This is a genomic window from Synechocystis sp. IPPAS B-1465 (genome assembly GCF_003015225.1).
In the GTDB taxonomy this organism is placed as follows: Bacteria; Cyanobacteriota; Cyanobacteriia; order Cyanobacteriales; family Microcystaceae; genus Synechocystis.
Map to the genome: position 1 here is coordinate 2808010 of NZ_CP028094.1, position 12102 is coordinate 2820111.

16 protein-coding genes are annotated in these 12102 nt (G+C 45.4%); 5 read left to right on the plus strand and 11 right to left on the minus strand.

The genetic code is table 11. The features are described 5' to 3' along the window. Positions 1-42 precede the first annotated feature (42 nt). Entirely contained in the window at positions 43-1764 is a 1722-nt protein-coding gene (locus C7I86_RS13215; protein ID WP_010873710.1) for a diflavin flavoprotein, read from the minus strand. A 122-nt stretch (positions 1765-1886) separates the two neighbouring features. After that, positions 1887-2636 (minus strand): PHP domain-containing protein, encoded by a 750-nt coding sequence (locus C7I86_RS13220; RefSeq protein WP_010873711.1) that lies wholly within the window; start codon positions 2634-2636, stop codon positions 1887-1889. Positions 2637-2946: 310 nt separating this feature from the next. On the opposite strand from C7I86_RS13220, the gene C7I86_RS13225 reads away from it, so the two are divergent. After that, positions 2947-4425 (plus strand): DUF2779 domain-containing protein, encoded by a 1479-nt coding sequence (locus C7I86_RS13225; RefSeq protein ID WP_223211288.1) that lies wholly within the window; start codon positions 2947-2949, stop codon positions 4423-4425. Positions 4426-4459: 34 nt separating this feature from the next. Here the strand turns inward: C7I86_RS13225 and C7I86_RS13230 are convergent, their stop codons facing one another. The 5 genes from C7I86_RS13230 to C7I86_RS13250 all read right to left on the minus strand — a co-directional run bounded on the left by C7I86_RS13230 (position 4460) and on the right by C7I86_RS13250 (position 7756). Then, a complete protein-coding gene (locus C7I86_RS13230; RefSeq protein ID WP_010873713.1) occupies positions 4460-5122 on the minus strand; it encodes a hypothetical protein in 663 nt (220 codons plus the stop codon). Between the two features lie 94 nt (positions 5123-5216). Continuing rightward, positions 5217-5552 carry a translation initiation factor gene (locus tag C7I86_RS13235; protein ID WP_010873714.1) on the minus strand — a complete coding sequence of 112 codons (336 nt, stop codon included), beginning with the start codon at positions 5550-5552 and terminating at the stop codon, positions 5217-5219. A gap of 193 nt (positions 5553-5745) precedes the next feature. Further along, positions 5746-6426 (minus strand): phosphatase PAP2 family protein, encoded by a 681-nt coding sequence (locus C7I86_RS13240; RefSeq protein WP_223211289.1) that lies wholly within the window; start codon positions 6424-6426, stop codon positions 5746-5748. Between the two features lie 59 nt (positions 6427-6485). Then, positions 6486-7487 (minus strand): DNA polymerase III subunit delta, encoded by a 1002-nt coding sequence (gene holA, locus C7I86_RS13245; RefSeq protein WP_010873716.1) that lies wholly within the window; start codon positions 7485-7487, stop codon positions 6486-6488. Positions 7488-7561: 74 nt separating this feature from the next. Further along, complete coding sequence (locus C7I86_RS13250) at positions 7562-7756, minus strand: hypothetical protein (protein WP_010873717.1); 195 nt, start codon at positions 7754-7756, stop codon at positions 7562-7564. A 198-nt stretch (positions 7757-7954) separates the two neighbouring features. Between C7I86_RS13250 and C7I86_RS13255 the strand changes: the two genes are divergently transcribed. Beyond that, on the plus strand, positions 7955-8341 hold the full coding sequence (locus tag C7I86_RS13255) for a hypothetical protein (RefSeq protein WP_199303414.1): 387 nt from the start codon (positions 7955-7957) through the stop codon (positions 8339-8341). Between the two features lie 57 nt (positions 8342-8398). Here the strand turns inward: C7I86_RS13255 and C7I86_RS13260 are convergent, their stop codons facing one another. Together C7I86_RS13260 and C7I86_RS13265 are read right to left on the minus strand one after the other, a co-directional pair. Continuing rightward, a complete protein-coding gene (locus C7I86_RS13260) occupies positions 8399-8845 on the minus strand; it encodes a DUF2752 domain-containing protein (protein WP_010873719.1) in 447 nt (148 codons plus the stop codon). Positions 8846-8897: 52 nt separating this feature from the next. Further along, complete coding sequence (locus tag C7I86_RS13265) at positions 8898-9125, minus strand: CD225/dispanin family protein (protein ID WP_230401099.1); 228 nt, start codon at positions 9123-9125, stop codon at positions 8898-8900. A gap of 232 nt (positions 9126-9357) precedes the next feature. On the opposite strand from C7I86_RS13265, the gene C7I86_RS13270 reads away from it, so the two are divergent. Beyond that, positions 9358-9792, plus strand: coding sequence for a hypothetical protein (locus tag C7I86_RS13270; RefSeq protein ID WP_223211290.1), 435 nt, complete (start codon positions 9358-9360; stop codon positions 9790-9792). 30 nt (positions 9793-9822) lie between these two features. Here the strand turns inward: C7I86_RS13270 and C7I86_RS19235 are convergent, their stop codons facing one another. Then, positions 9823-9975: a hypothetical protein gene (locus C7I86_RS19235; protein ID WP_020862062.1), complete on the minus strand. Its 153-nt coding sequence runs from the start codon at positions 9973-9975 to the stop codon at positions 9823-9825. A gap of 82 nt (positions 9976-10057) precedes the next feature. Further along, entirely contained in the window at positions 10058-10285 is a 228-nt protein-coding gene (locus tag C7I86_RS19240) for a CYTH domain-containing protein (RefSeq protein WP_010873723.1), read from the minus strand. Positions 10286-10512: 227 nt separating this feature from the next. On the opposite strand from C7I86_RS19240, the gene C7I86_RS19245 reads away from it, so the two are divergent. Both C7I86_RS19245 and C7I86_RS13285 read left to right on the plus strand, forming a co-directional pair. Continuing rightward, positions 10513-10629 (plus strand): hypothetical protein, encoded by a 117-nt coding sequence (locus tag C7I86_RS19245; RefSeq protein WP_230401100.1) that lies wholly within the window; start codon positions 10513-10515, stop codon positions 10627-10629. A 64-nt stretch (positions 10630-10693) separates the two neighbouring features. After that, positions 10694-12028 (plus strand): cytochrome P450, encoded by a 1335-nt coding sequence (locus tag C7I86_RS13285; RefSeq protein ID WP_010873724.1) that lies wholly within the window; start codon positions 10694-10696, stop codon positions 12026-12028. Positions 12029-12102: the final 74 nt, after the last annotated feature.

Genomic DNA, 12102 nt, shown 5'->3' on the forward strand with positions numbered 1-12102 from the left:
GGATTTTCCTTGATAGTTTTGCGGTTTGATTGCAGTTTTTTATTAGTAATAATTGCCGACTTTGCGATGGTGTACGGCGGTTAACCCTTCTGCTTTAGCTACCCGACCATTGGTTACTTGGCTGTAAACAATCCAGTGATCACTACATTCCATCCGACTAGCTACTTCACACTCCAAATAGGCTAGCGCATCGGTCAAAATAGGCGATCCGTTGCTTGCGGTTTGGGTTTTTACTCCAGCAAAACGATCAGCACCAGGGGGGAAACGTTTGAGGAAATGTTTCATCAAAATTTGATAGTTGCCTTCCTCCAAAATGTTCAACACAAAGCGATCACCGACTTGCATGAGGGATTCAATGGCCCGGTCCTTGGCCACAGCAACGGTGAAACCAGGGGGATTAAAGCTGGCTTGGGAAACCCAAGAGGCAAGCATGGCCCCTTTAACCTCTCCCTTTTGGGCAGTGATGATATACAGCCCCCCACTAATGCGACCGATCGCCTTTTCCAGATCGCTGTCCAGGGATTTGAGTTGTTTTATTTTGGCCGCCTGGATGAGATTTTGACCCAAGTCAGTGCCGGACTCATCACAAAGCTGATAGGTGCTTTCGCTGGGGGTGTCTTTGACCTTGATCACTTTGAAAGCCTCCCGCAAACCCAGGTCTAAAAATTTGGTGCGGAGGGGGTCAATGGGCTCGTCGTCCCCACCATAGGATTCGTATAAACCAAAGACCTGTTTCGGTTGCATGGCGGCCAACACTGCGCCGAAATTGGTGCTTAGATCAGCGTTAGCCTGTAAAGGCGGCATTCCCAGAACTACCCCGCTGGCATGGCCCACCAGTTCCTGGATTTCCTGAGGATCGGCGGAGCTTAGGTCCACCATGTCCACCCCCACGCCGGTTTTAGTAATTCCCTTGGCAATGGCCTGGGAAAGGCGATCGCCGTAGCCATAATCAGCCACATAGAAAACCACCACGGTTTTTTCTGCTTTACTTTGGGACTCGCTCCAATGGCGGTAGCGATGTAATAATTCGCCAACGTTATGGCGCAATAGGGGGCCATGGCCATTGGCAACGGTGCTAATGGTGCCCAGATTATCCATGCGTTTCATGGCGGCGAGAACGGAACGGGCGTTGGGACCCATCAAGCAATCGTAGTAAAACTGGTAATCCGGTGCGATTTTGCCCAAATCGATGTCAAAAACTGCATCGGAGCAATAGTGCATCCCAAACACGTCGCAGGTGAAGAGAATTTCCGTGGCGGGGTCATAGGTGAGCATGGTGTCCGGCCAGTGGAGATTCGGAGCACTGACAAATTCCAAATCATGGCCCTGGCCCAAATCCAGGCGATCGCCACTTTTAACTTGAATACGCTCAAAGGGTTGATGGACAAAATTGTCGAGAAATTGCAACGCTACTTTGGTGGCCACCACCGTAATGCGGGGATTGAGTTGCAAAATGTCTTTTACTAACCCACTGTGGTCTGGCTCAGTGTGGCTGACGATTAGGTAATCAATGCGCTGGGGATCGATTAATCCCTGTAATAAATCTAGATATAACTGGCGGAATTTCTCGTGGGAGCTATCTACTAGGGCAACCTTATCCGCTTGGATTAGATAGGAATTGTAAGTGGTGCCGTTTTGTAGGCCGAATTCAATATCAAACCGGTCCCGGTCCCAGTCCAAAGAACGGATAGCAGTAATATTTTTGGCGATCGCCTCAGTTTGGGTAGAAAGCCGCTTTTGGGGGGGGAGGGGGGTAGTGAACATGCCGTACTCCTAGGACTGGTAATGAAAACTCTCTGTCCAGTGTATCCCAGGGGCCAGAGCCGGGGAAAGTTAACAAACATTGATATTTTTAACTCTAACGATTACGACTTTCCCTAGAGACTTCAGAGACGATACATGATGCTTTCCCCATGGCTATCGGTGCCACAGGTGCGGAACAGATTATACAAATCCCCCAGGTAACAAACTTCTTCCATTTGGGGCACAGAACTCTGCCAAGGTTTGGGATTGCCATAGGCATAAAATGCCTCTACCCCATCAATGCCATGGCGGGCTGCCGCTGGGATCAAGTGACTGGCGGGCTGACGGTACCGGGCTGGATGGGCCAACACCACTAAGCCACCGGCATCATGGAGAGCCTTAATGACTTTGGGCGCTTGGGCATAGTACTTATCCGGGCGATCGCCGGTTAGATAGGGGTCTAGGACCGGGTGGGTAGGGTCAAAGTCATAGCCCAGGATGTGCACTTCAGTGCCGTCTAAATTGGCGGTAATTTCAATGCCAGTCCAAAGTTGGGGCCGGAGACTAGGATAATGGCAATGTTCGGTGAGCCAGCGCTGGGCCCGGTAATAACCCGCCACACAATGGTGGTCTGTGATCGCCAAACCCTGTAATTCTTGATGTATGGCCTGTTCGATCAAACCCTCCGGGGTCATCTGGCCGTCGGAACATCGGGTGTGGAGATGAAAATTATAAAACCGTGGACAACTGGTGGGGGTCAGGGACTGCCAAACAGTTGTAAGTTGGCGCTCCATCTGTTGAGACTGCGGAGAAATAAGGTCGTTAACCATGAATAAATGCCATCCTGACAACGGGTTGGTGCTGGATATAAATACATCCCACCCTTTTCCCACAATAACAAAACTTTACATAATTGGCTTTTTCCCTTCGTCCAGTCCTTGGGGGCAAAAGTTCCCCACCACCGACCATTAGTTTTCCCTTGTCAAGCCATCATCAATTTATCGGTAAGAATCAGCCTAAATAAAACCCGAAAAAAATCACAGCGCTCAGGCTGGGTTACATTAGGTGGAGATCGGAAATTATTTTCTTCCAAGACTCATGGGGCAATGGTTTAAGCGTAACATCGGTAGAGTGAACCCCGTGTACTTTTCTCTCTGCTCAGAACCTGCGTTTTAAGGTTGGGTTTCTATGGAGTCGGCCACCATGTCTTTTCCCATCAGCAAGACCTACTTTTTGGCAGGGTTGCACTGTCCAAAACGTCTATGGTTGTCTATCTGCCGTCCCGAAGATGCTTCCCCCATGTCCTTGGCCGCTGAACAAAGAATTAAACAAGGCAAGGCGATCGGAGTGGCGGCCCGGGAATCTTTTAAAAATGGCATATTGGTGGACGGAAATCTTAAACATTGCCTAGAGAAAAGTTGGGAATTGACGGTGGTGGGGGCAGGGCAAGGAGTGGAATGTTTATTTGAACCGGCTTTTTTGTACGACGATATTTTGGTGCGCTGTGATGTATTGCGGCGCTTACCTTCAGGAAATTGGGAAATTATTGAAGTAAAATCCGCCACTAAGTTAAAAGACGAACACATTGCCGACTTGACCTTGCAACATTACGTGTTGGAGGGGTTGGGGTTAACGGTGGAAAAAACGAGCCTCATGGTGGTCAATCCCATGGCCAGGAATTGGAGTGTGGTGCAGGATAGATTTTGTTATCAGGATGTAACGGCGGCGGTGGTGCGTTGGCGTGGGCAGTTACCCCAAAAACTGGCAGAATTCCGCACATTGTTGACGGAACCGACCGCTCCCCAAGTGCCCATTGGCAGCCATTGCGATCGCCCTTACCGTTGTCCGTTTAAAGATCATTGCTGGCAGAATGTGCCGCCGATTTCCATTTTTGACATTCCTTTGTTGAAGCAGGATAAATTGCAAAATTTGATGAATTCTAATATCTGGAATCTGGAGGATATTCCGGCGGAGTTTCCCTTGACCCAAAAGCAAAGAACATTCATTGACCGGATGACGGCAGCAAAACCCCAAATAGACCAGGATTTATTGAGGCAATTGTTGGGGCAGATTCAACCCAATCAGCCTTTGTACTTTTTTGATGTGGAAACCCACAGTAGTGCCATTCCCCGTTTTGCCGGTCTGCACCCCTACGAACGCTGTATTTTTCAGTACAGTTGCCACCGCCTTAATCCCGACGGTTCCCTGGAACACTTTGAATATTTACACACGGAGGATTCCGATCCCCGACTCCCCCTACTTATTTCCCTAATACACCACATTGGCGATCGGGGGTCAGTGGTGGTTTATAACCAGTCCTTTGAAAAGGGAGTATTACAACAGTTGGCAGCGGCCTATCCCAACTATGGGGCCAAAATTAATCAGATTATCGATCGCCTCTGGGATTTACAGGTAATCTTTAAAAGGGCGTATTTCCATCCTGGTTTCCGGGGTTCCTATTCCCTCAAAAAAGTTCTGCCGGTGATGGCCCCCCAATTTTGCCACGACGACTTGGTCATCAAGTCCGGCAATGAAGCCCCTCTAGTGTGGGAAGCACTGCTGGAATGTTCCGCGCCGGATAAAAGGGCAGAAATGGCCCAACAACTACGGGAGTATTGTGGTTTAGATACCCTGGGTATGGTGAAAATTTATGAGGTTTTGCAACAGGAATTAAAAGATTGACCAGGACTAACAAGGATCGATTGCCATGGATAATCTAGTCGCTCTCCCCATCCTCTTTACCCTGACTTTGGTGATGGTCATCGAATAGGATCAGGGTTTCCGCTGCCTGACGGGGAGAATCAGTGTCTTTTCTCAATGAGGCTGGGATTATGGGGGGGAGATTTTCTCCTTTTTCGTTTGACAAAAGTTCATAGGTTTCTTTTGCTTGGGCTTCCACCAACTCAGGCGATCGCCATCGGGGAGTTTTCAATGGGGAAACTGGAGAAATTGGCAATTGGGGAACAGGCAAAACCAGGGCCGCCGAAGGAGTATCTTCCTGAGCTTCACGGACAATATTTTTAACAAAAAAGTTAATTGTTTCTTCCTTTAACCAACCCTTGAGCACCGCCACCGAACCGAAGCGGACCCCCAACCGTCGTTGTTCCCGCAAAATACGTTCGATCTGGTCTTCATCCAAAAGATGGGCCATCTTCAGATAGTAGCCAATGGGACCTTGCACTGGCTGACCAACCATTGCAGGCCAAAGATCAACAAAAAAGTCCGCCGTTTCCTGGGAAATCCAGCCATGGTGAGAAAGAATCTCCCCCAACAACATCTGGAATTGCTTTTGTTCGTACAAAGCCACCTCCAATTGCCCAGGGGTAATTAGTTTTGCTTCCTGAAGAATAATACCGATGGGCTTTTGGCTGCTGACCATGGTGAACGGGGGAGGAAAAGGGTCCAGAATCGGACAGAATAGACTCTGAATGAAGGAAAAAAGACGTAATTAGGCGTAATTGAACCCTAGTAATCTAACCACCACTAATTTTAGCCTTGTAGCCCTGCTTTAACAAATAAGCAAGAATTTTCTCCCGTTGATCCCCCTGGATTTCCACGCAGTCTTCTTTCAAGGTGCCCCCACTGCCACAAAAACTTTTCAGGGCCTTGAGTAGAGCTTGCTGTCCCATGGCCGATAATTGCAAACCACTCACTACCGTCACCGTTTTTCCTTTGCGGCCAGAACGAGTTGCTTGGATGCGGACATTTTGCTGTTGGGGGGGAAGATCAATTTGCTCCTCCGATAGGGGGTCTGCCACCGGACCAAATTCTTGATAAACAATGCGAGCTGGAGGTTTGGAACTGGCCATAGGACTGGAAAAAAATATTGGGCAACGCTAACAAGTAGGGAGTGATTGAGGAATTAGCGTCCGATCGCCGGGGTAAAATAGTACACATTACGCCTACTAATGAGATTACCAGATTCAACGCTGTTAGTGGGAGAGCTTATTTGTAAAGTTTTGATCTATGGCATGTTGGTAGAATCTTGAGGGCACTTTAGTTTTACTGAGATTTTAAATAGACATCAGGCTTTTCCCGCTTGAGCAAAAACAAACTGAGGGTTAACCAGATAAAGCCCACTCCGTAACCAGCCAAAATATCTGTTGCCCAATGAACCCGACAATACATACTGGCAATGCCAATGAAGCCGACCCAAAGGGTGGCACCAAGATAAATTTGCCAACGGTATTGGGGAAAATGGGCCGCCAACAAAAAAGCTAAGTAGAAGTAAAACACCACTCCGCCCGCCGCATGGCCACTAGGAAAACTACGCCCATCCACATCCACTAAACGGGGTAAAGGTCGAGTACGGTTAAAAAAGGGCTTCAACACTTGGTCAATTACCAAAAGAATGCCCAGGGTGGCAAAAACTAGATATTTAATCTCCGACCAATAGCGTTTCCAAGCTAAAAAACCTAGGGTGATGGCAATCATCGTGGCGGTCAATTCCACCCCCGTACCTTTATAGACTTTGATCCAAAAAGGGGCCATGGCCTCGGGAATTACCTTATGGAGGAAATCTAAAAAGGCAATGTCAAAGGCGATTTCCTTTAAATCGTTCACTTCCTTAAAATTGTGGCCTAGGGCGATTAATAATCCAACGATCGCCAAGCAGCAGAAAAAGGGAACCCGACCGACAATGGTTAACCAGGGAGGTAAAGAAGTATGGGCCGAAGACTTCATTGGCAAGGTGTAAGAATTGACAATTTTTAAGCATAGGGCCATTTGTCGACCGACGGAGATCAACGGCGACGGTGTATGGGCTGGAATAATGATGATAGTTCAATCACCTTAGTTTGTAGGCTCGAACAGGGGTCCGCTCCTCGCTTTAGTTGATATTCCAATTCCAACAACAGGGGTAAGGTTTTGAGCAATTGCCCGCCGGTAATGCCCCGCAATTCCTTCTTTAAAAAATACAAACGTTTGGGATTACTGAGATCGGCCTGGGCGGCGATCGCTTTGTCATCTTTTTCCCCTGCCTCCAAAGCAAGCTTGATCAATGTCCAAGTACGAAACTGGCCGGTGAGGGTAGCCAATATTTTTAAAGCCGGTTCGTTGTGGGTCAGCAATAAGTCTGCCACCAATTGCAATGCCTGGGGGGTTTCTCCATCCCGGATCGCCTGGGCTAATTGCAAACTATTTTGGGTGCTGGTATTGACCAACTGTTCTACCTGGGCCACCGTTAAGGGGCCCGTTTGACTCTCGCTATAGAGTTTGAGCTTGCCCAACTCATTCCAAATTAGCCTCGTGTCATTACCCAACGCTTCTGCCAAAAAACCTTCCGTTTCCGTTGCTAAGGGAAGTTGCAGATCCTGGGCGATCGCCTGAATTTGATGGATGAGAGCGTCCACATTCCAGGGTGAAATGAGGGCAAATTCCCGGATAGTGGCATTACCTTCCAAATATTTGGTCGATTTCAGTCGGCGATCGAGCTTTTTACTGGATGTGAATAGTAAATGGCAGTCGGTGGGAATGGCGGGCAAACTTTTTTGCAACCTAGCCAGCAAACCATCGTCGCAACTTTGTCCTAAGGTGGAGTCCACCACCCACACCAGGCGATCGCCACTACCAAAAGGGGGTGTCAAGGCTTGCTCCAGACCCCGTTGGGTAGCATCAGCTTGTTCCCCCGGAATTTTTTCAAAATTAAAGGCCTCCCATTGGGGATCTAAACAACGTTTCTGCAGTTGTTTGACTGCTTGGTGCAGGGTAAATTGGTCTTCGCCCCAATAGAAATATACGGGCATAGCAACACCGGGGGATTTTCATGTAGCTTCCCTTAAGCTTAGGCCAGGGGGCGTTTCACACAAACTTTTAACGACTAACGACCTTTGAGAGCTTTTTGAAAGTTTTTGCGATAGGAGGGATTGACCAGGAGCAGTCCAGGCCATAGCAATGCCAGGGAGATGCGGGTTGCTAAGCTACGATTAAAATTGGTGTGGCGATAGCCAGAAAGAAAACGCCAGACCCCGCCGACGTAGACCACCAAAAGAACAAACGAAACTAAATATCCCATAGTGCTTGAGACGCCGAGAGTGGAAACTGTGCTCAAAGGCGGTTACTGGGTTCATTTTAGCAAATTACCCACCAGGACACAGCATCCGACAAGGTGATTGCCTTTTAAATAGTTCAAAAGTTTTGTTAATTATCAATTTTGGTTGTGGATATTTTGGCACAACTTTTGTCGGAACTATTCATAAAAAGTTACTTATCCATGTCTAATAAGGTAATAAAAAAACAAACATTGACTATTTCTTGGTTAACACTTAGTCAAGTTTTGGGGGGAATAACTATGGTGTTGGCCCAATCCATTCCCCCGCGCTTCCAAGGCACATGGGTAGAAAATTTAAAAAACTGTGCTCTACCCATGGACGACACTAGATTAGTTCTATCAGATGGTTGGGTCGATTTCCATGAGTCGAGGGGAAAAATAACTGCCGTAACAGTGGATGATGAGCTAAATCTTCGTGTGACTGCTAAATTAGCGGGAGAAGGAGAAACTTGGAAAGATACCTTTCATTTTCGCCTTTCCGAGAATCATCAAAAATTAACTAGCATTCACGAAGATGGCATCAGTTTTACCCGTCACCGATGCCCATAAATCATTAGGATTAACACAATAAACACCTTTAATGTTTAATGTAGTTGGATTTTAAAACTACGGTGCCAACCAAGAGAAGGGTGCAAAGGGAATATTTCTGGCCACCCAATAAGCTAAAATCGCCTGTAGTATGAACCAGATTACCTTGGGGGGAACAAACCAAACTAATAAAGTCCGCCCATTAATAGTTTTTAAGCCATAGGCAACGTAGGAATAAATCATAAATGGGAGGGAAATCATCATCAAAGGATTTAGGCCAAAAGCTCCCACTAAGTTGCCATGCAATAATTGATGCAACGCCCGTAAAGTGCCGCAACCGGGGCAGTACAGCCCAGTTAAACTGCGAAAGGGGCTGGGGGGAAATAATTTCGATGAAGCAGGATCAAACAGGAACAGAAGAGTGCCAGCAACGACAATGGTTAGGGTTACCAAAGTGAATACTAAATATTCCTTGGCCTTAGCGGATAGTAATGGAGATGGGGAATAATTTTTCAAACTAAACATGGTATTCGTTAATGAATGGTGAACAAGGCAAAGTCAAAAAATGTAACTTTAATTACTGACCAAAGACGGCGGCAATAACCACTAGCACAAAATAGATGGCAATGAAAATTATGCCGGCACCAAAGGACCACCAACAAAACTTTTTCGCTTCCTTGGAAGCCTTTACAGCGCCTTCATAGTCCCCTGAAGCTAAACGAGAATTAACTTCCGATGCTTTGATAATGGCCACAATACCCAGGGGTAAGCAACAAAATAGAGTTACCAGGATCGATTGCGCCAAGTAATTTGGTACATACTGATTTGTCATAAAACAAACTCATTTCTGAGTAGACTGGAATATACCAGCCAGGATAGACAGAAATTATCTTAATGGTTCATTTTGTTGCGTTTTCTTCACAATTTGATCTTGCTTATTTGTTAGTTTCAGAGCACTATTAATAACAATAGGGGAATGAAGAGCGCCAAAAACAAGTAATTGTGTTTTTAAAGAAAAACTTGCGATCATGATTTTTATGAAATACAAAGCTGAACAATTTATCAGCTCTTCTGAATTTAGTCCTAGTTTCGCCAAGCTTTCAGAACACGGCAAAAACTCTTTGTCATGCAAAATAGTCAGAAATTACTATGTGATGGCTTCTACAAACTTAACTTCTATTCGTGAGTCTCTTAGGAGATGTCGCGATGAGAGTGGACAGCCACTTAGCTTAAGCCCTAGCGAATTAAAACCATCAAGTTATCGGCTGGAGTTTGAACTAGTAGCACTAATTGCTTCAAATTTGACACAGATGCCAGATTTAGAGAATTTTATCAAAGATGATAAAGAAACTACTAATGAAGATAAATTAATTTTGTTGACTGCTTATCAAGGTTTCAAAAATAAAGTTGATGGATTGTTTAAATTATTTGGTTGGCCATGCTTTGGATTTAAACAAGAAAAAGAAACTTAAAAAATCTTATATTTTTTATTGTTTAAATTGTCACCAATTTTTGTAGGGATGTTGGGCTAAATTGACGTTGTAATAGCGGGCATCATCCGTTACCTCTTCCCCGATCCAGGGAAGTAGACTTATTTTTTCACCAGTGTAGGTTAATTCCACTTCCGCTAAAATTAGACCCTGGTTATCCCCCAAAAACTCGTCTACTTCTCAGGTTTTACCATGGTAATCGAGGCAATAACGATATTTTCAATCAGGGGCGGTGAACAGAGTTCTGTCAAAATTTAATTGGCTTCCACTGCAAGAATTTCATACTCAAATCCAAGCGGGCAATGCTGGCATTTTTACCCTTAATGGTGAGATAGGCCCGATCGCCAATGGTACGGACTCGCAGCGTAGTTAAATCTGGGGTGGCAATGTAACCTTGACGGTACAAATAACCCTGGACTAAACTCCGCCAGCGGTCATCTTTAACCAGGAATTTATGTTCAATCTCGATGGCCACAACCTCCGCCCCCCGATGTTGCAAGTTTTATTTGATGATTACCGGTAAGCTCAACAATCCGATAGGTTTCCATTGTCCTATACATTTCTGGGCAAACGAGTGGGCTTTCATCTGTATTCTTCCATGGCCCACAAAATTTTGAAGGCCACCACTGACAGGATTGGTGTTGGGGGGCATCAACCCATTCTTTTCGCCGGACTACGTTAACCATAATGTGTCGGAAGGGAATGAATCTCCGGGTTATTCAAAAAATTAGTGGTCACAAGAATTTGAATGTGTTGTCCCACTATCTGGCGGCTTCTGAACAGGAGAAGGAGCAAGCTTTATCAATGATCTTGTTTTAAAATTGATTGATATGATGATGGCTTCGTAAGTACTAATATCGAACAAATCAACCTATTTCTTTCCATGATAACTTCTCCTACAAATTTAAATTCTTTACCTATTCCCCCCGGTGACTTTGGTTTACCGTGGTTAGGAGAAACTCTCAATTTTCTTAATGATGGGGACTTCGGTAAAAAGCGGCAGCAGCAATTTGGCCCAATTTTTAAAACCCGTTTATTTGGCAAAAATGTCATTTTTATTTCTGGGGCATTAGCGAATAGATTTTTATTCACCAAGGAGCAGGAAACTTTTCAGGCAACTTGGCCCCTCAGCACCAGAATTTTGTTAGGACCTAATGCGTTAGCGACTCAAATGGGAGAAATACATCGCTCGCGCCGTAAAATTCTATACCAAGCTTTTTTACCCAGGACATTGGACAGTTATCTCCCAAAAATGGATGGCATTGTTCAGGGATATTTGGAGCAATGGGGTAAAGCCAATGAAGTGATTTGGTATCCCCAATTAAGACGAATGACTTTTGATGTGGCGGCAACGTTGTTCATGGGGGAAAAAGTAAGTCAAAATCCTCAATTATTTCCCTGGTTTGAAACTTATATTCAAGGGCTATTTAGTCTGCCAATTCCTTTACCTAATACCCTATTTGGTAAATCCCAACGAGCAAGGGCTTTGTTATTGGCTGAGCTTGAAAAAATTATTAAAGCTCGACAACAGCAACCCCCCAGTGAAGAAGATGCATTGGGCATATTATTGGCCGCCCGAGATGATAATAACCAACCGTTATCTTTGCCGGAGCTGAAGGATCAAATTTTATTGCTATTGTTTGCCGGACATGAAACTTTAACTTCCGCATTATCTTCTTTTTGTCTATTGTTGGGACAACATTCTGACATTCGAGAAAGGGTCAGACAGGAACAGAACAAATTGCAGTTAAGCCAAGAGCTGACGGCAGAAACTCTTAAAAAAATGCCCTATCTAGACCAAGTGTTACAAGAAGTATTGCGGTTAATTCCTCCTGTGGGCGGTGGTTTTCGAGAATTAATCCAAGATTGTCAATTTCAGGGTTTTCATTTTCCCAAAGGCTGGTTAGTTTCTTATCAAATTAGCCAAACCCACGCCGATCCTGATTTATATCCTGACCCAGAAAAGTTTGATCCAGAACGGTTTACTCCTGATGGTAGTGCAACTCATAATCCTCCCTTTGCCCATGTTCCCTTTGGCGGTGGCTTACGGGAATGTTTAGGTAAGGAATTTGCTCGGCTGGAAATGAAATTATTTGCCACCCGATTAATCCAACAATTTGATTGGACATTGTTACCGGGGCAAAATTTAGAGTTGGTTGTTACCCCTAGTCCCCGGCCCAAAGATAATTTGCGAGTAAAGCTACATTCACTCATGTAATTATTTGGTAGTGAAATTATTATTGGCGATCGCCAATCCCAGTGGCTAGGGACCTCAGTTTTGGTAGATACTAT

What these genes read in the sequence shown, in the direction of transcription:
- C7I86_RS13230 (WP_010873713.1), bottom strand. Translation starts at nt 5,122, where the DNA reads ATGGTCAGCAGCCAAAAGCCCATCGGTATTATTCTTCAGGAAGCAAAA.
- C7I86_RS13250 (WP_010873717.1), bottom strand. Translation starts at nt 7,756, where the DNA reads ATGGGATATTTAGTTTCGTTTGTTCTTTTGGTGGTCTACGTCGGCGGG.
- C7I86_RS13240 (WP_223211289.1), bottom strand. Translation starts at nt 6,426, where the DNA reads ATGAAGTCTTCGGCCCATACTTCTTTACCTCCCTGGTTAACCATTGTC.
- C7I86_RS13215 (WP_010873710.1), bottom strand. Translation starts at nt 1,764, where the DNA reads ATGTTCACTACCCCCCTCCCCCCCCAAAAGCGGCTTTCTACCCAAACT.
- C7I86_RS19245 (WP_230401100.1), top strand. Translation starts at nt 10,513, where the DNA reads ATGAATCTCCGGGTTATTCAAAAAATTAGTGGTCACAAGAATTTGAAT.
- C7I86_RS13260 (WP_010873719.1), bottom strand. Translation starts at nt 8,845, where the DNA reads ATGTTTAGTTTGAAAAATTATTCCCCATCTCCATTACTATCCGCTAAG.
- C7I86_RS13270 (WP_223211290.1), top strand. Translation starts at nt 9,358, where the DNA reads ATGAAATACAAAGCTGAACAATTTATCAGCTCTTCTGAATTTAGTCCT.
- C7I86_RS13235 (WP_010873714.1), bottom strand. Translation starts at nt 5,552, where the DNA reads ATGGCCAGTTCCAAACCTCCAGCTCGCATTGTTTATCAAGAATTTGGT.
- C7I86_RS13285 (WP_010873724.1), top strand. Translation starts at nt 10,694, where the DNA reads ATGATAACTTCTCCTACAAATTTAAATTCTTTACCTATTCCCCCCGGT.
- holA (WP_010873716.1), bottom strand. Translation starts at nt 7,487, where the DNA reads ATGCCCGTATATTTCTATTGGGGCGAAGACCAATTTACCCTGCACCAA.
- C7I86_RS13225 (WP_223211288.1), top strand. Translation starts at nt 2,947, where the DNA reads ATGTCTTTTCCCATCAGCAAGACCTACTTTTTGGCAGGGTTGCACTGT.
- C7I86_RS13255 (WP_199303414.1), top strand. Translation starts at nt 7,955, where the DNA reads ATGTCTAATAAGGTAATAAAAAAACAAACATTGACTATTTCTTGGTTA.